Raw genomic sequence first — 21303 nt, forward strand, 5'->3', positions numbered from 1 at the left:
TATTCCCCATGGCTGTCCCACCCTCCTGTCCCTCCGTCCCCTAGGGTTTCGGCAGTACCCGAGAGCAACAGAAAGTTCGCACCGTTCCGGTTCTTCGGAGTTCGGCTTCTCCGATCCGGCGGGGCGGATCCATGTCTGATCCGGGAGGGCTGCTTGTCCGAGCATCATGTGTATTCCGGTGACTGTGCCGAGGCGGAGATACAGGGAATTCCCTACGCCGCCATCGCGGAAGAACACGGGACCCCGTTCTTCGTCTACGACGCCCACGTCCTGTCCACCACCCTGGGAGAGCTGCGGGACGTGCTCCCGGCCGGCGTCGACGTCCTCTACTCGCTCAAGGCGAACCCCAACATCAGTGTCTGCGCCGTGCTGCACCGCGCCGGCGCGGGTGCCGAGGTCTCCTCCGTCGTCGAACTCACCACCGCGCTGCGCGCCGGCGTCCACCCCGGGGACATCGTCTTCCTCGGCCCCGGCAAGACCCGCGCCGACCTGGCCGCCTGCGTGCAGGCGGGGATCCACGCCGTGGTCTGCGAGTCCTTCGCCGAACTGCGGCTGCTCGACCGGATCGCGGCCGGGCACGGCGGCGGAGCCCCCGTCCGCGCGCTGCTGCGCGTCAACCCGGCCTTCCCCAGCAAGGGATCCGGGCTGGCGATGGGCGGCAAACCCCGCCAGTTCGGCATCGACGAGGAGCAGGTCAGAACGTGCCGCCCACTCCTCGACGGCCTCCGCCGGGTCGAGGTCGTGGGATTCCACGCCTATATGGGAACGCGCTTCCTGCGTCACGAGGACATCGTGGCGAATACCGAGAACATCCTCGCCATGGCGGAGAGACTCGCCGCCGAACTGCGTATCCGTCTCGACACGGTGGATTTCGGTGGCGGTCTCGGAGTCGCCTACTTCGAGAACGAGAAGGATCTCGACGCCGACGCCCTCGGAAAGGGACTGACCGGTCCCGTCGCGGAATTCCGGGAACGCCATCCCGGCTGCCGTCTCATCATGGAACTGGGCCGCTATCTCACCGCCCGCGCCGGGACCTACGTGACCCGCGCGCTGTACGTGAAGGAGTCCTCCGGGGAGTCGTTCGTCGTCGCGGACGGGGGTACCCACCACCACATGGCCGCCGTCGGCATCGGGAGCTTCGTCAAGCGCAACTTTCCCGTACGCCACCTGGGCCGCCCCGACGCCCCGGCCGACCGCACCTACACGGTCACCGGCCCCCTCTGCACCCCCAACGACACCGTGGTGAAGCGGGCCGCGCTGCCCGAGGTGGTCCCCGGCGACCTGCTCGGCATCGAGCGGTCCGGAGCCTACGGGCCCACCGCCTCGCCCGGCCTCTTCCTCAGCCACGGCTATCCGGCCGAGGTCCTGGTCCAGGCCGGCCGCGCCCACCTCGTACGCGACCGGGACACCCCCGAGGACCTGCTCGCCCGTCAGCACCTGGTCGGACTCGACCCGCCGGCCGTACGGTGACCGGCCGGCCCCGCCCGACCGGCGTGGGCCTCGATCTGCTCGACCGCACCGAACTGGACCGGCTCACCACCCGCGGCTGGTTCCTGCGGTACTGCTACGCCCCCGAGGAGATCGAACGGGCCCACCGGCTGACCGGACGGCGGCGCCAGGAGTATCTGGCCGGGCGGTTCGCCGCCAAGGAGGCCGTGCTCAAGGCGCTCGGCCGGGGTCTGTTCCAGGGGGTCGCCCCGCGCGACATCCTCGTGGGCCGGACCGCCGACGGAGCCCCGCACGTGGAGCTGCGCGGATCGGCGGCCACGGCCGCACCCGAGGTCACCGTGCTGGTCTCGATCACCCACAAGGGCGACGCGGTCGCGGCCGTGGCGCTCACCGTCCCCCGTGACGACATCACCCGCACCCATGACGAAGAGGAAGGGAGGGCCTCGTGACGCCCACGAACGCGGACGGCGGGCGGCCCGGCGGCGCACCGGAACCGCTCACGGTCGGCCTGCGCGTCAGGATCGGCCAGGAGGACGCGCACTACGGCGGCCAACTCGTCGACGGAGCCCGGATCCTGCGGCTGTTCGGCGATCTGGTCACCGAGGTCACCATCCGCAGCGACGGCGACGAAGGGCTCCTCACCGAGTACGCCGACATCCGCTTCACCGCGCCGGTCCACCCCGGCGACTACATCGAGGCGACCGGACGTGTCGTCCGCACCACCAAGCTGCGGCGCTTCGTGGAGCTGACGGCCCGCAAGGTGATCGCCGCCACCGGCGAGGGCCCCAGCTCCGCCGCCGTACTCCCCGAGCCGGTCACGGTCTGCACGGCCCGCGCCACCACCGTCGTCCCCCGGCAGACCGCCACCGCCCCCGCCACCGTCACGGGAGGCCGCTGATGTCCGCTCCCGACGTGCTGCACACGCTGCTCGACGAGGCCGCTGCGGCCGTGCCCGGCGACCGGGTCGCGCTGGGTTCGGGCACGGGCTCACTGACGTACGGCGAACTCGTGGCGGCCACCGTCGCCGCCGCGCACCGGCTGCGCCGCGAGGGGGTGCGCCGGGGCGACCGGGTGGTGGTCTCCACCTCCGACCCGCTCGCCGCCGCCATCGCCGTACACGCCGCCTCCCGAACGGGCGCCCTGTTCAGCGTGTTGCACGAGCAGGTCCGCGGTCGCCCGCTGGAACACGTACTGGCCGACTGCGAACCGGCCGTGATGGTCACCGACGACCCGGAGGCGGCGGCGACGGCGGCGGCCCACGGCGTACGGGTGCTGGCACCGCGGGACCTGGGTGAACCGCCGTCCTCCCCGGGCGGGTTCGAGGGCGGGCCGCTTCCGGTGGACGGGGCCTGCCTCATCTACACCTCCGGGACGACCTCGCTGCCCAAGGCCGTCGTCTGCACCCACCAGCAGATGCTCTTCGCCGCCCGCGCCATCCACAGCAGGCTGAACTACCGCGCGGACGACGTCGTCCACAGCCCGCTGCCGCTCTCCTTCGACTACGGCCTCTACCAGATGTTCCTGACCTTCCTCGCCCGCGCCCGGCTGCACCTGGGCAGCGTCGCCGAGGCCGGGCCCCCGCTGCTGCGGAGCCTGGAGCGGAGCGGGGCCACGGTGCTGGCCTCCGTGCCGTCCGTCACCGACCGGCTGGCGTGGCTGGTGCGCCGGGCCCGGCGACCGCCCCGGCTGCGGCTGCTCACCAACACCGGAGCGGCCCTGGACCCGGGCACGGTCGCCGCGCTGCGAGCGGCGATCCCCACGCTGAGGGTCCAGCTCATGTACGGGCTGACCGAGTGCAAGCGGACCACGATCATGCCGCCCGACGGGGACCTGGAGCGGCCCGGGTCGTCGGGCAGGGCGCTGCCCGGCACCGAGGTGTTCGTCGTCGACGAGGACGGGACCCGGCTGCCGCCGGGGGAGGTCGGCCAGTTCGTGGTGCGCGGCCCGCACGTCATGGCCGGGTACTGGCGGCGGCCGGAGCTCACCGCCGAGCGGTTCCCGCGCGCCGAGGGCCTCTTCCCCGAGCTGCGTACGGGGGACTACGGGTGGCTCGACGAGGACGGCTACCTGTACTTCTCCGGGCGCCGCGACGACCTCTACAAGGAGCGCGGCTTCCGGGTCAGCGCCACCGAGGTGGAGGCCGCCGCCCGGCGCGTGGCGGAGGTGGCCGACGCCGCCGTGCTGACACCGGGCCCCCGGACCGGCGGCAGGGCCGTGCTCGTCGCGGTGACCGCGCTGGACCCCGCCGACGTCCTGGACCGGATGCGCGGGTTCATCGAGGAGTACAAGATCCCGCGCCGCTGCGTCCCCGTGGCGGCCCTGCCCACCAACGGCAACGGCAAGGTCGACCGGCGCGCGCTCGCCGACCTGGCGGACGCCGGTGCCGGTGCCCGGACAGAAGCAGGCGCCGACGACTCCGTACCGACGAACCGGAAGGGATGAACCCTATGGACCGCACCGATGTGACCACCGCGCTGGAGACCGCGCTCAGTACGGTGCTCGACCGGCCCGTGACCGGACTGCAAGGCGGCACACGGCTCTTCGACGATCTGCACCTCGACTCCACCACGATGCTGGAGATGCTGATGGAGCTGGAGGACTCGCTCGGTCTGGAGGTCGACCCCGAGGAGCTGGACGCGGACGACTTCGAGACCGTCGACACCTTCACCGACTTCGCGCTCGCCCGACTGGCCGGGCAGCAGCGGAGTTCGGGGAAGGCCGCCTGACCACCGCGCCGTAGCCGTTCCATCAGCCGAGGGAAGGAAGAACCGCCGATGATCGTCCGCTCCTTCAAGGACATCGAGAACACCGACCGGCATGTGAGGTCCAAGTCCGGCACCTGGGAGAGCAAGCGCATCGTGCTCGCCCGGGAGGGCGTCGGGTTCTCGCTGCACGAGACCACGGTGTACGCGGGCACGGAGACGTCCATGTGGTACGCCAACCACATCGAGGCCGTCCTCTGCGTCGAGGGCGAGAGCGAGCTGACGAACGACGAGACCGGGGAGAGGCATCTGATCACCCCGGGCACCATGTACCTGCTCGACGGGCACGAGAAGCACACGCTGCGGCCCCGGACCGACTCGCGCTTCATCTGCGTGTTCAACCCGCCGGTCACCGGGCGCGAGGACCACGACGCCGACGGCGTCTACCCGCTCCTCACGGAGGAGGCCGTATGACCGCCCCCGCCCCCGCCACCTCCTCCGCCCGCCTCCGGCCGGAGTTCCGGGCCCCGCGCGTCGAGGACGCCCCCGCGCTCTGGGAGCTGGTCGACGGGACCGAGGAGCTGGACAACAACAGCCCGTACTACTACGCCCTGTGGTGCCGGGACTTCGCCGCCACCTCGCTCGTGGCCACCCTGGACGGCGAGGTCATCGGCTTCCTCACCGGGTACGTCAGGCCCGACGAACCGGACACCTATCTGGTGTGGCAGGAGGCGGTACGGCCCCGGCACGGTATCCCGATGCTCGGCGTACAGCTCTTCGAACGGGCCGCCGACCGGGCCGTGGAGCGGGGCGCGCGCTTCATCGAGGCCACCGTCTCCGCCGACAACAAGGCCATCATCATGGTGCTGAAGAAGGTCGCGAAGCGGTACGCGGCCGAGGTGGAGACCCGGGTCCTCTTCCCCGGTGACCTCTTCCCGGGCGAGCACCACGACGAGGTGCTGTACCGGATCGGTCCGCTCGCGCCGCGGGGCGGGTGAGTCGACGCGGGCCCCCGCCCCGGGCCGCGTACCGCGTCACCCCGTGCCGGTCTCCTCGCCGGTCCCGCGGAAGGTGGTGCGGTACGCGCGCGGCGAGACCCCGAGCGCCTCGCGGAAGTGCTGGCGCATCGCCGTGCCCGTACCGAAGCCGGCCGCCGCGGCGATCCGGTCCACCGGCTGGTCCGTGCGCTCCAGGAGGTGCCGCGCGTGGTGCAGCCGCTGGGCGGCCAGCCAGCGCATCGGGGTCTGGCCGGTCTCCTGGAGGAAGCGGCGGCTCAGCGTCCGTACGCTGACCGCCGCCTCCCGGGCCAGATCCTCCAGCGTCAGCGGCTCGCCCAGGTGGCGCAGGGCGTAGGTGCGGGCGGCGGCCGTGGGGCTGGCACCCGGTTCGGGGACGGGCTGCTCGATGTACTGGGCCTGGCCGCCGTCGCGGTGCGGCGGGACGACGGTGCGCCGGGCGACGGTGTTGGCGATCTCGCTGCCGTGGTCGCTGCGGATCATGTGCAGGCAGAGGTCGATCCCGGCGGCGACCCCCGCCGAGGTGAGGACGTTCCGGTCGTCCGTGTAGAGGACGTCCGGGTCGACGTCGACCTCCGGGTAGAGCGTGCGCAGCTCGTCGCAGGACTTCCAGTGCGTCGTCGCCCGCCGCCCCGCCAGCAGCCCGGCCGCCGCCAGGACGAACGTACCCGTGCAGATCGACGCCACCCTGGCCTCCGCCGGGATCCGGGCGAGCGCCCGGCGCACCGGCTCGGGGACCCGCCCGCGTTCCTGCGGACCGTAGTCCTCCACCGCCGCCGGTACGAGCACGGTGTCGGCGCTCTCCAGCGCCTCGGGGCCGTGGCGCACGTTCACGGTGAAGTCCGCGTCCGTGGTGGTCTCGCCGGGGTCGACGGCACAGGTCACCACCGAGTACAGCGGTCGGCCGGTGGTGTCGAGCGCCGTCCCGAACAGCCGGTGGACGATGCCCAGCTCCATCGGCAGCAGCCCCGGACGTACGAGCGTGACCACCCGGTGCACCGGGTGGTCCGCGGCTGCCGCTGGCCCTGTTCGCCCTGTCTGCTCCCGTTTTCCACTCCCGGTCGTCATGGCCAGATTGTTTCACTACATGTCCAGCTGGCCAGTGGTGGACGATCACCGACCTGCCGAGGATGAGGAACATGGACGAAGAAACGACCGGAAACACCGAGGCGCCACGGCCCCGGCGGATCCACCGCGCGTGGTGGGTCGCGAGCGCCGCCGCCCTCGCCATCGTCGTCGCGGGTGCCTTCTCCACGATGCCCGGCATCCTCATGAACCCGCTCCAGCAGGAGTTCCACTGGTCGCGCGGGACGATCGGGGTCGCCTCGGCGGTGAACATGGTCCTGTACGGGCTCACCGCGCCGTTCGCCGCCGCCCTGATGGACCGCTTCGGCATCCGCCGGGTGGTCGTCGCCGCCCTCAGCACCGTCGCCGCCGGGTCGCTCCTCACCACCGTGATGACCGCGCCCTGGCAGTTCACCCTCTTCTGGGGCTTCCTCGTCGGCCTGGGCACCGGCTCCATGGCGATGGCCTTCGGCGCCACGGTCACCAACCGCTGGTTCACCACCCGGCGCGGCCTGGTCACCGGCATCCTCTCCTCGGGCAGCGTCTTCGGGCAGATGGTGTTCCTGCCCGCGCTCGCCTGGACCATCGACCACTACGACTGGCGGCCGGCCCTCGTCACCCTCGCGCTCGTCGCGCTGGCCGTCGCGCCCGTCATCTGGCTGGTCCTGCGCGACCATCCCGCCGACATCGGCCGGAGCCCGTACGGCAGCGCGGAGTTCGTCCCCAAGCCGCCCCCCGTGGGCGGGGTCGCCCGCCGCACCCTCGCCGTGCTCCGCGACGCGGCCCGCACCAAGCCGTTCTGGCTGCTCGCGGGGGCCTTCGCGATCTGCGGGGCCACCACCAACGGCATCATGTGGACGCACTTCACCCCGGCCGCCCACGACCACGGCATGGCCATCACCACCGCGTCGACCCTGCTCGCCCTCATCGGCGTCTTCAACGTCTTCGGCACCATCGCCTCCGGCTGGCTCACCGACCGCAAGGACGCCCGCAGGCTCCTCGCCGTCTACTTCGCGCTGCGCGGAGTGCTGCTGGTGCTGCTCCCGCTGATGATGGCCGCCACGGTCAACCCGGCGATGATGGTCTTCGTGGTCGCCTTCGGCCTCCTCGACCTGGCCACCGTCCCGCCCGTCATCGCGCTGTGCCGCACGTTCTACGGGGACGACAGCGCCATCGTCTTCGGGTGGGTCAACGCGGCCCACCAGGTCGGCGCCGCCCTGGCCGCCTTCCTGGGCGGCGCGGCCCGGGACGCCTTCGGCAGCTACGACCCGGTCTGGCTGCTGCTCGGTGCCGCGTGCGCGCTCGCCGCGCTGGTCTCGCTGACCATCCGCCGCGACGTCGCCCACCGCTACCCCTCCCCGTCCGGCACGCCGGGCCCGGACCGGGACCGGGGCCACGAGCAGGTGCCTTCCGGCAAGCGCCGGCGTTGAGCGTCAGTCCCCCGGCGGTCCGGATGCTCCGCCGGGGGATCGGCTCGGCGTTCCGGAGCGGCCGGGCCGGTCGCCGCCTACGGCGGTGCCGGTTCCGCCGGGCGGGCTCGGCACGCGAGCGGGCCCGCCCGGCGGCAGGCCGAAGGGCCCCGGGGCGGCCCGGCCTTCACGGTCGGCGGGAGCCACCGCGACCACGGGTTCCGGTCAGCGCACGTCGACGAAGTCGGTGGCGGACGTGGCGGGGCCCGTGGTGGAGGAGCCCTTGTACGTCCAGCGCCAGTGGCCGTCCACCGATGCGGTGACGGTGGTCTTCAGGGCGCCCGCGGAATCCGACTGCACGGTCTTCACGCTGGTGTAGGCCGAGCTGCCCTTCTTGCGGAACTGGAGGGTGGCACTGCCCGCGACGCCGGTGTACTTGCGCTTCGCCCAGTCGGCGCGGGTCAGCTTCCCCGTGACGGTGAGCTTCTTGCCCTTCTTCACCGGCTCGGGGGAGGCGTCGACGGTGGCCTTGCCCCAGCGCTTGACCTGGACGCCGCCGGAGGCCGTCCTGTGCTCCTCGGCCTTCCGGGTCCCGTTGGGGTTGAACAGGCGCATCACGAGGCCGATCTTCCAGGTCGTGGCATCGCTGTTCGTGCGCAGGTCGTAGCGCGGCTCGATGTAGAGCGTGCCCTCGCAGCGGGCGCTGCGCGGACCGGTCGCGTAGCAGATGGACGTACCCATCCGGAGGGCGGTGTCGAACTCGGCCTTCGCGGGGGTGGTGTTCCGGTACAGGAAGGGATGCGCTTGGAAGCGGCCTCCATCGGGCGTGTACCCCGGAGGCAGGGAGATGTTCCACGTGGCCGGGGGCTCCTGCACGTCCGAGGTGCCCACCACGATGGGCTTGCCCTTGTTGATGACGACGTTCGTGATGGAGATCCCGGTGGGCGCGGCCTGCGCCGACGGGGCGGTCAGCGAGGCGAACACCACGGCTCCCGCGACGGCGGCGGCGACGCTGGTTCTTCGGATCTTCGGGCTCCTGCTGCGACCTGGGTTCACTGCGCACCTCTTGGCTGTACGGGCGGTGGGCGCCGACTGCCGGGCCCCTACGGGCGGCAGGCGGCGCGACAGCGTACCAACGCGGCGATCACGGGCGATCGTCGCGGACTCGAGGGCGTGGGTGGGGGCTAGTCGGCGGTCACGGCGCCGAGGAAGGCCGCCCAGGCGGCGGCGGGGAGGACGAGTGCGGGGCCGTGGGGGTTCTTGCTGTCACGGACGGGGACGACGCCGGGGAATCCGTCCGCCACCTGTACGCAGTTGCCACCCTCCTGGTTGCTGTAGCTGCTGCTGCGCCAGGCGGCGCCGGTCAGGTCGGGACGGGACGCGGCTTCCACGGTAATCGGCCTCCAGCACGGATCGGATCAGGTCGAGCGACATCAGCGGCGGGAGCGCCATCGCCCTGAGGTGATCGTAGGTCAGAACGAACCGTTCGACCTCGTCCGGTTCCTCGGTCAGCCGACCGCTGTGCGCGCCCTCGGTGTAGGCCACTTCGGAGCCGTCCGGCATGACGAGCACGGTGAGGGAGCCGCCCAGCGATCCGTGCTCGCCCTGGTCGAACGGCAGCACCTGGAGGGTGGTGCCCGGCTCCTCGGCCGACCGGAGCAGCTTCTCCAACTGGCCGCGCATCACCGGCTTTCCCCCGACCGGCCGTCGCAGCACGGCCTCGTCGAGGACGATCCACAGGTGGGGGCGGTCCGGGCCGGTGAGCCGGTGCTGGCGGTCGAGCCGCGCGCAGACGCGTTCCTCCAGATGCTCGGCGTCCCGCAGCGAGTAGCCCACGCTCAGCAGCGCCCGCGCGTACTCCGGGGTCTGGAGCAGGCCGGGCACGGCGTGCGAGGCGTATTCGCGGATCACCCTGGCCCGGGCCGAGTAGGCGATGAACGCCTGCGACCAGTCCGGGAAGGCCTCCCGCTGTACGAACGGCCACAGGTCGATCAACAGGTCGTCCGCCACCAGTTCACGGTCCAGGGACCGCGTCAGCTCCAGCGTCGGTTTCGCTCCGGTCGCGCGTTCGACCTGGTTGATGCGGCTGCCGACCACATGCGTGCGGGCGCCCACTTCGGTCTGGGTGAGTCCGGCCGCCTCGCGGAGCTTGCGTACGCGGTTGCCGAAGAGGGCGGCCATGGTGGATTGCGGGTCAATTGCTCTGGCCACAGCGTTACTTCCGTTCTTTACGGCCGACGAGGTAAGGCGCTGTCACCTTTCGAGGCTAGGGCGGACGGCCGACTCTTGAGTACGGAACGTCACGGAACTCGCACGTGCGGGTGACGTGAGGAGAGTCGAGCGACGGGAAGATCGGCATGACCGGCAAGAGGGCGACCGCAGTGGGGAAGGCCGACGCGCTGGAGGCGGATCGGCCCGTCCCGCGCGGCTTCGGGCTGAACGGCAACGGGTACGGTTCGCTGGCCCGGCAGTTCCCCTCCACGCCCCGGGGCGCCCAGGAGGCGCGCCACGCGGTGGTGCGGCAGCTGGGGCACTGGGGGTTCGGGCCCATGACGGACGCCTCGTGCACCGTGGCCCTGGTCGTGGCGGAGCTGGCCGCCAACGCGGTGTCCCACGGGCAGCTCCCGGGGAGGGACTTCGGGGTGCGCGTGGACTACGAGGGGCCCGCGAGCCGCTTCCGTATCGAGGTCTCGGACGCCAGGCTCGGCCGGACCCCCGAGGAGCCGGTGCTGCCGCCAGCCGACCGGGAGGCGGGGCGCGGGCTGTTCCTGGTGGAGTGCCTGGCGTCGCGGTGGGGCTGGGAGCCCCGGAACCCGATCGGGAAGACCGTGTGGGCCGAGGTGGCGGCCGCCTCGCCCGCGCGGCCGTCATGAGGAGCTGTCCGGGCGGTGGCGGTCATGCCCGGCCCTTCGGGACGTCGGTGATCATGTCCTTCAGGGGACGCCGTGCCCCCGCTCCCGGGTTCCCCCGCGCGGACCGCGTCCCTCCGGCCGGCGGCGACCCTGACCCCGCCTCCACCGGGAGGACGACTCCCCCTAGGGGGCACCCCCTCAGAGTGGCCAGGGCCCCTTCCTCCCGGCGGAGGACGTGGCGGGCGAGGCCGTTTCCTTAACCTGTTCTTACGTCGCACCTGCGGAGCACGGCAGGGGGGAGGGTGGGGAAAACCCCACCTCAAGACTGCGCTGGGCACCATCGCGCCGGACGGTCACCTGAATCCAGACTGAGGAACGCAAGCAGCGACGCCCAGTCACCCATCGATATAGGAGACATACCGTGACATCGGCTGTAACCATTCCCAGGCACGGGGGCACTGGAGGGCGTACGGCCGTCGCGGCGCGAGCGCGGCAGGTCGTCAAGGCGTACGGCAGCGGGGAGACCCGGGTCGTCGCGCTCGACCATGTCGACGTGGACATCGCCCGCGGGCGGTTCACGGCGATCATGGGCCCCTCCGGCTCCGGCAAGTCCACGCTGATGCACTGCCTGGCCGGTCTCGACACGGTGACGTCGGGCGAGATCTTCCTCGACGAGACCGAGATCACCAAGCTCAAGGACAAGAAGCTCACCCAGCTCCGGCGCGACCGGATCGGCTTCATCTTCCAGGCGTTCAACCTCCTCCCGACGCTCAACGCGATCGAGAACATCACGCTGCCCATGGACATCGCGGGCCGTAAGCCCGACGCCGAGTGGCTGCGCCAGGTCGTGGAGACCGTCGGGCTCGCGGAGCGCCTCAAGCACCGCCCCACCCAGCTCTCCGGCGGCCAGCAGCAGCGCGTGGCGGTCGCCAGGGCGCTGGCCGCCAAGCCGGACATCATCTTCGGTGACGAGCCCACCGGAAATCTCGACTCCCGGGCCGGCGCCGAAGTCCTCTCCTTCCTCCGCAGGTCGGTCGACGAGCTGGGCCAGACCATCGTCATGGTCACCCACGACCCCGTCGCCGCCTCCTACGCGGACCGGGTCCTCTATCTCGCCGACGGCTCCATCGTCGACGAGATGTACGACCCGACGGCGGATCAGGTCCTCGACCGCATGAAGCACTTCGACGCACGTGGGCGGACGTCATGACTGTCTGGAAGACCTCCCTGCGCAACTTTTTCGCGCACAAGGGCCGGATGGCCCTCTCCGCGGTGGCGGTGCTGCTCTCCGTGGCGTTCGTCTGCGGCACGCTCGTCTTCACCGACACGATGAACACCACCTTCGACAAGCTCTTCACCCTCTCCGCTCCGAACGTCACGGTCAGCCCGAAGGACGCCGGAGCGAACGACGAGCACCCCATCGACGGCAAGCCCGCCTCCCTGCCCGCCTCGCTCGTCCAGCAGGTCGAGAAGGCCGACGGGGTGAAGAGGGTCGAGGGCGCGGCCTTCTCCATGGCGGTCACCGTCGTCGACAGCGAGAACAAGAACATGGGCTCCGAGACCGGCGCCCCCACCATCGCGGGCAACTGGACGCAGAACGAGCTGCGTTCGATGGAGATCACCTCCGGGCACGCGCCCCGTGGCCCCACCGAGGTGATGGTCGACGCCGACACCGCGAAGAAGCACCAGCTCAAGATCGGCGACGAGCTGCGCACCATAGCCGTGACCGGTGACATCAGGGCGAAGATCAGCGGCATCGCCTCCTTCACCGTCACCAACCCGGGCGCGGCCGTCGTCTACCTCGACACCGCCACCGCCCAGAAGCACCTGCTGGGCGCTCCCGACGTCTTCACCCAGATCCTGGTGACCGCCGAGAGCGGCATCAGCGACACCCAGCTCAAGAAGAACGTGGCCGCCGTCCTCGACGACTCCGCCGCGTACAAGCTGCAGACCCAGCAGGAGGCCGCCGACGCCAACAGGGACTCCATCGGCGCCTTCCTGGACGTCATGAAGTACGCGATGCTCGGCTTCGCCGGGATCGCCTTCCTCGTCGGCATCTTCCTCATCGTCAACACCTTCTCGATGCTCGTCGCCCAGCGGACCCGCGAGATCGGCCTGATGCGGGCCATCGGCTCCAGCCGCAAGCAGGTCAACCGGTCCGTGCTGCTGGAGGCGGTCCTGCTCGGCATCGTCGGCTCCCTCCTCGGGGTCGCCGCCGGTATCGGGCTCGCCGTCGGGCTGATGAAGCTGATGGGCGCCGTGGGCATGGAGCTGTCCACCCGCGACCTCACCATCGCCTGGACGACCCCCGTCACCGGCCTCGTGCTCGGCGTCGTCGTCACCGTCCTCGCCGCCTACATCCCGGCCCGCAGGGCCGGCAAGGTCTCCCCGATGGCCGCCCTCCGCGACGCCGGGACCCCCGCCGACGGCAGCTCCGGATGGGTCCGGGCCGGAATCGGGCTGCTCCTCACGGCGGCCGGCGGGGCCGCCCTGTGGGCGACCGCTCAGGCCGACAAGGCCACCGAGGGGTCGATGTTCCTCGCCCTCGGCGTGCTGCTGACCCTCATCGGCTTCATCGTGATCGGACCGCTGCTGGCCGGTGTCGTCGTCCGGGCGCTCAGCCTGGTCCTCCTGCGGCTCTTCGGCCCGGTCGGCCGGCTGGCCGAGCGCAACGCGCTGCGCAACCCCCGGCGTACGGGAGCGACCGGCGCCGCCCTGATGATCGGGCTCGCCCTGGTGGCCTGCCTCTCCGTCGTCGGCTCCTCCATGGTGGCCTCGGCCACCGAGGAACTGGACAAGTCGGTCGGCGCGGACTTCATCGTCCAGGACAGCGGCACCGGCCGGCCGATCGTGCCCCAGGCCGCCGAGGCCCTGCGTGCCGTGCCGGGCCTGGAGCACATGACGGACTACACCTACCTCAAGGCGAAGGTCACCGCCCCCGACGGCAGGACGGTCGACGAGGGCATCACCGCCACCTCCCCGTCCTACCGGAAGGACGTCCGCCGCACCGCCGTCTCCGGCGACCTCGCCCAGGCGTACGAGAAGAACGCCATGTCCGTCGGTGAGGACTACGCCGAGAAGCACGGCGTCAAGGTCGGGGACACTCTGACGGTCGCCTTCGCGTCCGGCGAGACCGCGAAGCTCAAGGTCGCGGCCATCACCTCCGACGACACCAACATCGACCGCGGCGCGATGTACACGGATATCGCCACGGCGACCTCCTACATGCCCGCCGACAAGATGCCGCAGAACGTGGTGATGTTCGGCAAGGCCGAGGAGGGCAAGGAGAAGGAGGCGTACGCCGCCCTCAAGAGCGCCCTCGCGGAGTACCCGGTCTACAAGGTGCAGAACCAGGCCGACTTCAAGGAGGACCTGAAGAACCAGATCGGCCAGCTCCTGAACATCGTCTACGGACTGCTCGCCCTCGCGATCATCGTCGCGGTGCTCGGAGTGGTGAACACCCTCGCCCTCTCCGTGGTCGAGCGGACCCGGGAGATCGGCCTGATGCGGGCCATCGGCCTCTCCCGCCGCCAACTCCGCCGGATGATCCGGCTGGAGTCCGTGGTCATCGCCCTCTTCGGCGCCCTGCTCGGACTGGGCCTGGGGATGGGCTGGGGGACGGCGGCCCAGAAGCTGCTGGCCCTGGAGGGGCTGGAGGTCCTGGAGATCCCGTGGCCGACGATCCTCACGGTCTTCGCCTGCTCGGCACTGGTGGGGCTCTTCGCCGCCCTCGTCCCGGCCTTCCGGGCGGGCCGGATGAACGTCCTCAACGCCATCGCGACGGACGGCTGAGGAGGCCGCCGGGGCCGGCCCGCCGGATGCCCGAGGCCGCCGGGGGTGGACGCGGCCGTCGGCTGAAGTCACCGCCCGCCAGCCTCAACTGGCGGCTGGTGAAACGGAGTTCACCGTAAGATGGTCCCCAGGCCCCGGGGTGTTCCTCCAAACGCCCCGGGGCCGGACACGTTCCCCTGACAGCGCTCTCCCAGACGGGGGAGCGCTGTCAGCTTGTTGCACGCGCGGTCGCGGCCCTGTGCAGCAAGCTGACACGACCACACCTCTGCCTCCCCGCCCCGCGCTGGCATCGTCGTCCGTGCCGGACCCACCCGGCACGGATGCCAACGCCGAAAGGGGACAACGTGTTGAGGACTTCGCCCCACCCGGAGCCGCGCCGCGCGCCCCGTACCGCCGCCGCCCTCACCGCCGGGATCGCTCTCGCCGCCGTCACCTTCCTGGCCGGACCCGCGGTGGCCGCCGCACCCCAGCAGACCGCACCCGCCTCCCCGCCCCGCGCCGCCGCGGCCGCGTCCGCGGGCCCTGCCTCCTCAGCCGGTGCGCATGAGCCCGCCACCCGGCTGATCTGCACGGGGCTGGCAGGGGCCATCGGCCATCTGCCGCCGGAATCCGCGCCCGTACGGGTGTGCAAGCTGGTCAACGGCTGGGACTAGGGCCGGGCCGATCGTGATGCGGTTTCAGCTCCTGGGCCCGCTGGCCCTCGCGGACGGCCCCGATGTCGTCGTCCTCCAGCCCTCCAAGCCCGTGATCCTGCTCGCGGCGCTCCTCCTGAACGCCAACTCCACCGTCTCCGCCGACTACCTGCAGCGGGCGGTGTGGGGCGAGGAGCAGCCCGCCACCGCCAGGGCCGCCCTCCAGACCTGCGTCCTGCGGCTGCGTCGACTCTTCGCCAAGCACGGAGTCACCGGCACCTCCATAGAGGCGGCCCCCGGCGGCTACCGGATCACCGCCGCGCCCCCCACCCTGGACCTTCTCGGCTTCCGCGACCAGGTGCGCCGGGCCACCTCCCTCGCCCGGGATCCGGAGGCGGAGCTGTACACGCTCAGGGACGCGCTCTCCCTCTGGCAGGGCTCGCTGCTCGCCAACGTACGGTCCGACGTCCTGCACCGGGACGAGGTGCCCCGGCTCTCCGAGGAGCGGCTGCGGGCGGTCGAGCGGGTCTGCGACCTGCTGCTGGGGCTCGGGCGCTGCGGTGACGCGCTGGTCGACCTCTGGGCCGCTACGCGCGTATACCCAGGTCATGAGCGGTTCCACGAACAGCTCATCGAGGCGCTCTACCGCACCGGCCGCCAGTCCCAGGCCCTTGCCGAGTACCGCAGGGTCAAGGGCTTCCTCCTGGACGAGCTGGGCGTGGACCCCTCGCCGTCCTTACGGCAGCTGGAGCTGTCCATCCTGCGTGGCGAGGATCTGGGGACAGCCGTGCCCACCGGGGCTGTAACCTCCGGGGCTGTGCCCACCGGGGCCGTGCCGACCGGGGCCGTGGCCTCTGTGACCGCCGCACCCGTGCCCGGTGTGCCTGCCCCGAAGACCGCCGCGCCGGAACCGGGGCCGTACCCGGCGCCCGCCCCGCGCGTCGCCCCGCAGGCGGCCGTTCCGCTCCCGGCAGCCGCCCCCGGGGTCGGGCCCGTCGCCGCCGTGCCGCTCTTCACCGGGCGGGCGGCCGAGGCCGAGGCCCTGGCCGCCCGCCTCACCGCCGAGCCGTCCTCCGGCACCGACGGCGGGCGGCCCCTCGCCGTGCTGGTCTCCGGCGCCCCCGGCACCGGCAAGACCGCCCTGGCCCAGCATGTCGCCCACCTGGTGCGGGACAGCTTTCCCGCCGGGCGGCTGCTCGTCCGGATGACCCGGCCGAACGGCCACCCCCGTACGGCGGATGAGGTCGCCGCCGACGTGGCCGCCGCACTCGCGCCCGGCGGAACCGTCGGGCCCGGCGGAACGGGCGGCACGGGTCATACCGGCGGCACGCGCGGGCGGGCGCTGCTGATCCTGGACGACGTGGTCGACGCCGACCAGGTCCGCCCGCTGCTCACCCCCGGCGTGTTCGCGCCAGGCCCGCCCCGGTCGCCCGCCGGAGGAGCCCCGGGGGCGCACCCCGACGGCCCGGAGCCGGCTGTCGTCGTCACCAGCCGGATGGGGCTCGGCGGCCTCATCGCCACCCACGGCGGCTGGGTGCACCGGCTTACCGCCTTCACGCAGGCGGAGTCGTACGCGTTCCTGCTCGCCGCCCTCGGCACGGAACGGGTCGAGGGCGAACAGCGGGCCGCCCACCGGCTCACCGCACTCTGCGGCCACTTCCCCGCCGCCCTGCGCATCCTCACCGCCCGGCTGCTCACCCGCCCCGGGCTGCTACTCGGGGACGCGGTCGACTGGCTGGGCGACGACCCGCTGGCCCGGCTCACCCTGACCGACTCCCCGGACCACTCGGTGAGCGGCCTCTTCGACGGCGCGCTCGGCCGCCTCGACCCCCGGCTCCGCGAAGCACTCCTGCGTATCGGCACCGGACCGCCGGAACTCCTGCGCGCGGCCGACGGCCCGGACGGCAGGGGAGGCCGCCCGGCCGTCCCCGAAGACGTACTGGAGCAGCTCGCCGACGCCGGTCTCCTGGAGGACGGGCCGCCGGGCCCGTACCGCGTCCACGATCTGCTCCGCGCCCATCTGCGAAGAACCGTCCGGATCCGCGACCGCCGCACAGAGAAGGTGTGATCCCCATGGCCGAGAGCGCCGCCCCCGCCCGCACCGCCCCCGCACCCCCCGCATCCGCCCCCACCGGAGCCTTCGACGCGCTCGCGGCGACCCGCCCGCGCATCCGCCGGGACGTCCTGTTCACCGAGACCCCCGGTGGCGTGCTCTTCCACAACGCCGACGGCGGCTTCCACCTCACCGGCCGCACCGCCTACCGCTTCGCCTCCCTCGTCGTCCCCCACCTCACCGGCCGCCACCGGCTGGACGAACTGTGCGCCGGATTCGGCCCGGCCCAGCGGGCGATGGCCGCCGAACTGGTCAAGACGCTGTACGCGCGCGGCTTCGCCCGCGACATCCCGGCCACCGAGAGCGCCACGGGCACCACCGGGGCAGCCGGGGCCACCGGAACCGCCGGGGACGACGGCCTCCCCGAAGAGATCGCCGAACGGTTCGCCGCCCAGATCGCCTACGTCGACCACTACACCGACGGCGCCCCCGCCCGCTTCGCCCGCTACCGCGCCACCCGCGTCGCCGTCCTCGGTGACGACGAGACCGCCCGCTGGTGCGCGCTGAGCCTGGTGCGCAACGGCTGCGCCCGGATCGGCACCACCGTCCCCCACGACGACGTCACCGCCGAGGCCGCCGGGGCCGGAGCGCGGACCGAGACGATCGGCACCCGAGCCGCAGCGGACACGGGCTGGCCGGAGCTGGCGGGGTACGACGTCGTCGTGGTCACCGGCGCCGGGGCGGCAGCGCGCACCCACGCGCTGCTGGCCGCCGGGGTCCCCGAGGGCGTGACGCTCATCCCCGCGTGGATCTTCGGCCGCCGCCTCGTCGTCGGCCCGCTCGCCACCGCCACCTCCACCGGCTGCTGGTCCTGCGCGCTCCTGCGCCTCGGCGCCAACGTCGACGCGGGCACCGCCGCCGAGCTGTGGAGCCAGGCCGCCGGTGCCGTACCGGTCTCCGACGACGCCCTGACCGGGCCGGTCGCGGCGATGGTCGGCAACCTCGTCGGCTACGAGATCTTCCGCCTCACCACCGGCGCCCTCCCCGCCGAGACGGCCGGTCAGCTCCTCGTCCAGGACCTCGCATCGCTGGACGTGACGAGCGAACCGGTCCACCCCCACCCCCGCTGCTCCCGTTGCGCCGCCCTGACGGCCGGCCGGGCTCCGGCCCCCGCCGCGCTGCCGAGCGCCCTCGCGCTGCCCGCCACCCCGACCGTGGAGACCGCCCGGCACGCGGAGGCGCTGGTCGAGGAGTTGAACCGGGTCAGCACGGCTCTGGTGCGCCCGTACGCGGGGATCTTCAGCCGGTACGACGACGAGGATCTGACCCAGACCCCGCTGAAGCTCAGCCGGGTGGAGGTGGCGCTCGGTGGCGGCGTGCGCCGGCTGGTCGCCGCGTTCGACGTGCACCATCTGGCGGGGGCGCGGATGCGGGCGCTGTACGCGGCGGCGGACGTGTACGTCGAGCATGTCGTGCCGCTCCCGGCGCAGGACGGCCCGGGGCGCGCCGTGCGCACCCTCCGCCCCGCCGCCCTCACCACCGGCGGCGGCACCGGCGCCGAGCCCACCGCCTGGGCGACGGCGACGTCGCTGATCAGCAAGGAGCCCGTACGGGTCCCGGCGGCGGCCCTGCGCCCCTTCGGCCCGCACAACCGGAACCGGGCGCACCTGGCGAGCCGGGCCGGTTCCGGCGCGGGTGGCAGTGCGGCGGAGGCGGCCGGGCAGGGGCTGCTCTCGGCGCTCGCGCACGACGCCCTGGTCCGGGCGGTGCGGGGAGCCGCCCCCGTGAGCCCGGTCGCGGCCGACGGCGACGACCCGGAGCTGGTGTTCCTGCTCAAGTCGGCCGCCAACCTGGACATCGCGGTGGAGCTGCTGGACCTGGGCGAGGAGGGACGCACCTCGGCCCACGTGGTCCTGGCCCGCGAGGCGGAGGGGGCTTCGGCGCAGGGCGGGTCAGCGCAGGGCCGCTGGGCGGTCGGGGCCGGGCTCTCCCGGCGTACGGCGGCGGCCTCGGCCCTGCGCGACCTGCTCGGCCAGGTCCAGCTGGCCGCCGAGGACCCGGGGGCGGTGGTCGACCTCGGGGACCCGCTGCTGGGAGACCTCGCTCCCGCCGCGATCGCGGTCGACGGGGAGTCGGTGGCGGTGAAGGGGGCGGAGACGACGTTCGACGCGGTGCTGGACCGGCTGCGTGCCACCGGGCGCGACGCGCTGTACGTGGACACCACCCCGGCGGACCTTACGGCGGGCTCCATCGCCACGGCCCGGGTCCTGGTGACGGTGGACTCCCTCATGCCGGGCGGTACCGATGCCCGTTGAGACACCCGTGGCCGCCCCGCCCGCCCTGGGGGAGTCCACCGCCCTGTTCACCGAGCTGGTACGGGCCGGGCTCGCCCGGCACGGTGAGGCCGGGGCCGCCACCGTGCCTCTGGACGTCCAACCCCTCGGCGTACGGGATGCGTTCAGGGCCGAGGGCGCCCCGCCCGCCGCCGTCCCCGTCCGCTACTACGGCCGCCACGCCGTCGTCGGCCCCTTCCCGACGGCGGAGGGGGAGGACACTCCCCGGCTCCCCTGCGCCCGCTGCCTGGAGCGCCGGTGGCAGGCCGTGCGCTCGGTGCCCCTGCGCGAGGCGCTGGAACTGGGCGCGGGGACCCGGGCGGCGGGCCCGTCCCCGTATCTCACGTCCTTCGCGGCCCAGGCGGTGGCCGGGCTGATCGCCGCCCGGCTGACCGGCGGCGGCCCGGAGACCGGGGCCTTCCCCGCCGTCCACCTGGTCGACCTCCAGACCCTGGCCGTCCGCCACTACCCGCTCGTCCCGGACCCCGAGTGCCCGGTCTGCGCCACCCCCGAGCCCGACACCGACGAGGCCGCCACCATCACTCCGGGGCCCGCGCCCAAGCTGCGCCCCGGCAGCTTCCGGGTCCGGGACATCGGGACGTACGAACTGCCGATCGAGCCGTACGCCAACCCGGTCTGCGGCTCGCTCGGCCCCTCCGTCGTCCAGGACGTCTCCTCCACCTCCACCTCCGCCACCATCGGCTGCTTCTCGATGCGCTCGGGCCCCTACCTGCGGGAGACGTTCTGGGGCGGGCACGCCGACACCTTCGCCGAGAGTGTGCGGATCGGAGTGCTGGAAGGCCTTGAGCGGTACGCGGGGATGCGGTCGCGGGCCAAGCGCGCCCAGGTGCGCGCGAGCCTGGACGACTTGCGGGCGGACGACCGGGCGGTGGTCGACCCCCGGACTGTGGGGCTCTACTCGGATGCCTTCCACGCCGCCAACCCCCGTGTCTCGCCGTTCACTTCGGACCGGCCCATCCCGTGGGTGCGGGGCTGGTCGGTGCGGGACGAGCGGACGGTCCTCGTGCCGGAGGTGCTCACGTACTACCACGCGCCGGGCCTGGAAAACCGGTTCGTGCAGGAGAGCTCCAACGGCTGCGCCTCCGGCGGCGCGTTGGAGGAGGCCGTCTACTTCGGGCTGATGGAGGTCGTGGAGCGGGACGCGTTCCTGCTCTCCTGGTACGGGCGGGCCGCGCTGCCCGAGATCGACCCGCGCACCAGCCGCCGTCCGGCCACCCGCCAGATGGTGGACCGGCTGGAGATGTACGGCTACGAGGCCCGGTTCTTCGACACCCGGATCTCCTTCCCCATCCCCGTCGTCACCGGGGTCGCCGTCCGCCCCGACGGAGGCCTCGGCCGGATGTGCTTCGGCGCCGGCGCCGGACTCGACCCGGAGGCGGCCCTCACCGGGGCGCTCTGCGAGATCGCCACGGACGCCGTCAACCTCCAGGGCCGCACCGAGCGCGACGAGGAGCGGCTGCGGGCGATGGTGGACGACTTCGACAAGGTGGCCGCCCTCCACGACCACCCGCTCGCGTACGGCATCCCGGAGATGGGCGACCACGCGGACTTCCTGCTCGGCGCCCCCGGCTCCGTACGCCAACGGCCCTCCTCCTTCGAGGAGCTGTACGGCGACGGGCCCGGCGCCCGGCCGGTCCTCCCGGTCTCCGACGATCTCCGCGAGGACCTCCGGCGGTGCGTGGACGCCGTCGCGGCCGCCGGGTTCGACGTGGTCGTGGTCGACCAGACCATGCCCGAGCAGCGGGCCCTGGGGCTGACCACGGTGAGCGTCCTCGTGCCCGGTCTGCTGCCGATCGACTTCGGCTGGACCCGTCAGCGCGCCCTGCGGATGCCCCGGCTGCGGACCGCGCTCCGCGAGGCGGGGCTGCGGACGGCGGACCTCACCGACGCCGACCTCAACCCGGCCCCGCACCCCTTCCCATGACCCGTCCCTCTCCCGTCCCTCTCCCGTCCCTCTCCCTCCCTCCCCTGCCCTCCTG

General features: G+C 72.9%; 19 protein-coding genes. 15 read left to right on the forward strand and 4 right to left on the reverse strand.

Annotated features, from left to right (window positions below; translation table 11 throughout):
- Positions 1 to 153 precede the first annotated feature (153 nt).
- From AC0682_RS03290 to ectA, 7 genes are read left to right on the forward strand one after another with little or no spacing between them, the layout of a single operon-like run.
- On the forward strand, positions 154 to 1470 hold the full coding sequence (locus tag AC0682_RS03290) for a type III PLP-dependent enzyme (RefSeq protein ID WP_478530693.1): 1317 nt from the start codon (positions 154 to 156) through the stop codon (positions 1468 to 1470).
- Positions 1467 to 1898 carry a holo-ACP synthase gene (locus AC0682_RS03295; RefSeq protein ID WP_478530694.1) on the forward strand — a complete coding sequence of 144 codons (432 nt, stop codon included), beginning with the start codon at positions 1467 to 1469 and terminating at the stop codon, positions 1896 to 1898. Before AC0682_RS03290 ends, AC0682_RS03295 begins: the two co-directional genes overlap by 4 nt.
- Positions 1895 to 2347, forward strand: coding sequence for a hotdog domain-containing protein (locus tag AC0682_RS03300; RefSeq protein WP_478530695.1), 453 nt, complete (start codon positions 1895 to 1897; stop codon positions 2345 to 2347). Before AC0682_RS03295 ends, AC0682_RS03300 begins: the two co-directional genes overlap by 4 nt.
- Positions 2347 to 3891: a class I adenylate-forming enzyme family protein gene (locus AC0682_RS03305; RefSeq protein WP_478530696.1), complete on the forward strand. Its 1545-nt coding sequence runs from the start codon at positions 2347 to 2349 to the stop codon at positions 3889 to 3891. The genes AC0682_RS03300 and AC0682_RS03305 overlap by 1 nt, the downstream gene beginning before the upstream one ends.
- A 5-nt stretch (positions 3892 to 3896) precedes the next feature.
- Positions 3897 to 4175, forward strand: coding sequence for an acyl carrier protein (locus tag AC0682_RS03310; protein ID WP_478530697.1), 279 nt, complete (start codon positions 3897 to 3899; stop codon positions 4173 to 4175).
- A gap of 48 nt (positions 4176 to 4223) precedes the next feature.
- The gene (locus AC0682_RS03315; RefSeq protein WP_478530698.1) at positions 4224 to 4625 is read left to right on the forward strand and encodes an ectoine synthase; all 402 of its coding nucleotides are present in this window, start codon (positions 4224 to 4226) and stop codon (positions 4623 to 4625) included.
- Positions 4622 to 5149 carry a diaminobutyrate acetyltransferase gene (ectA, locus tag AC0682_RS03320; RefSeq protein WP_478530699.1) on the forward strand — a complete coding sequence of 176 codons (528 nt, stop codon included), beginning with the start codon at positions 4622 to 4624 and terminating at the stop codon, positions 5147 to 5149. Before AC0682_RS03315 ends, ectA begins: the two co-directional genes overlap by 4 nt.
- Positions 5150 to 5185: 36 nt before the next feature.
- On the opposite strand, the gene AC0682_RS03325 is transcribed toward ectA, so the two are convergent.
- The gene (locus AC0682_RS03325; RefSeq protein WP_478530700.1) at positions 5186 to 6166 is read right to left on the reverse strand and encodes a GlxA family transcriptional regulator; all 981 of its coding nucleotides are present in this window, start codon (positions 6164 to 6166) and stop codon (positions 5186 to 5188) included.
- Positions 6167 to 6306: 140 nt separating this feature from the next.
- Between AC0682_RS03325 and AC0682_RS03330 the strand changes: the two genes are divergently transcribed.
- A complete protein-coding gene (locus tag AC0682_RS03330; RefSeq protein WP_478530701.1) occupies positions 6307 to 7662 on the forward strand; it encodes an MFS transporter in 1356 nt (451 codons plus the stop codon).
- A gap of 204 nt (positions 7663 to 7866) precedes the next feature.
- Here AC0682_RS03330 and AC0682_RS03335 read toward each other — a convergent pair whose 3' ends face one another.
- From AC0682_RS03335 to AC0682_RS03345, 3 genes are all read right to left on the reverse strand, one after another.
- On the reverse strand, positions 7867 to 8697 hold the full coding sequence (locus AC0682_RS03335; protein WP_478530702.1) for a hypothetical protein: 831 nt from the start codon (positions 8695 to 8697) through the stop codon (positions 7867 to 7869).
- A 128-nt stretch (positions 8698 to 8825) separates the two neighbouring features.
- A complete protein-coding gene (locus AC0682_RS03340; RefSeq protein ID WP_478530703.1) occupies positions 8826 to 8945 on the reverse strand; it encodes a DUF397 domain-containing protein in 120 nt (39 codons plus the stop codon).
- Positions 8908 to 9822: a helix-turn-helix domain-containing protein gene (locus tag AC0682_RS03345; protein ID WP_478530785.1), complete on the reverse strand. Its 915-nt coding sequence runs from the start codon at positions 9820 to 9822 to the stop codon at positions 8908 to 8910. Before AC0682_RS03345 ends, AC0682_RS03340 begins: the two co-directional genes overlap by 38 nt.
- Positions 9823 to 9998: 176 nt before the next feature.
- Here AC0682_RS03345 and AC0682_RS03350 point away from each other — a divergent pair, with 176 nt between their 5' ends.
- From AC0682_RS03350 to AC0682_RS03380, 7 genes are all read left to right on the forward strand, one after another.
- Positions 9999 to 10514, forward strand: coding sequence for an ATP-binding protein (locus AC0682_RS03350; RefSeq protein WP_478530704.1), 516 nt, complete (start codon positions 9999 to 10001; stop codon positions 10512 to 10514).
- 400 nt (positions 10515 to 10914) lie between these two features.
- Complete coding sequence (locus AC0682_RS03355) at positions 10915 to 11703, forward strand: ABC transporter ATP-binding protein (protein ID WP_254812379.1); 789 nt, start codon at positions 10915 to 10917, stop codon at positions 11701 to 11703.
- Positions 11700 to 14285 carry an ABC transporter permease gene (locus AC0682_RS03360; protein ID WP_478530705.1) on the forward strand — a complete coding sequence of 862 codons (2586 nt, stop codon included), beginning with the start codon at positions 11700 to 11702 and terminating at the stop codon, positions 14283 to 14285. The genes AC0682_RS03355 and AC0682_RS03360 overlap by 4 nt, the downstream gene beginning before the upstream one ends.
- Positions 14286 to 14629: 344 nt before the next feature.
- Positions 14630 to 14938, forward strand: coding sequence for a hypothetical protein (locus tag AC0682_RS03365; RefSeq protein ID WP_478530706.1), 309 nt, complete (start codon positions 14630 to 14632; stop codon positions 14936 to 14938).
- Between the two features lie 16 nt (positions 14939 to 14954).
- Complete coding sequence (locus tag AC0682_RS03370; RefSeq protein WP_478530707.1) at positions 14955 to 16985, forward strand: AfsR/SARP family transcriptional regulator; 2031 nt, start codon at positions 14955 to 14957, stop codon at positions 16983 to 16985.
- Positions 16986 to 16990: 5 nt separating this feature from the next.
- Entirely contained in the window at positions 16991 to 19285 is a 2295-nt protein-coding gene (locus AC0682_RS03375; protein WP_478530708.1) for a TOMM precursor leader peptide-binding protein, read from the forward strand.
- Positions 19275 to 21248 (forward strand): TOMM precursor leader peptide-binding protein, encoded by a 1974-nt coding sequence (locus tag AC0682_RS03380; RefSeq protein ID WP_478530709.1) that lies wholly within the window; start codon positions 19275 to 19277, stop codon positions 21246 to 21248. The genes AC0682_RS03375 and AC0682_RS03380 overlap by 11 nt, the downstream gene beginning before the upstream one ends.
- The last annotated feature ends 55 nt before the right edge of the window (positions 21249 to 21303 follow it).

This window comes from Streptomyces sp. NPDC043746 (assembly GCF_056436485.1).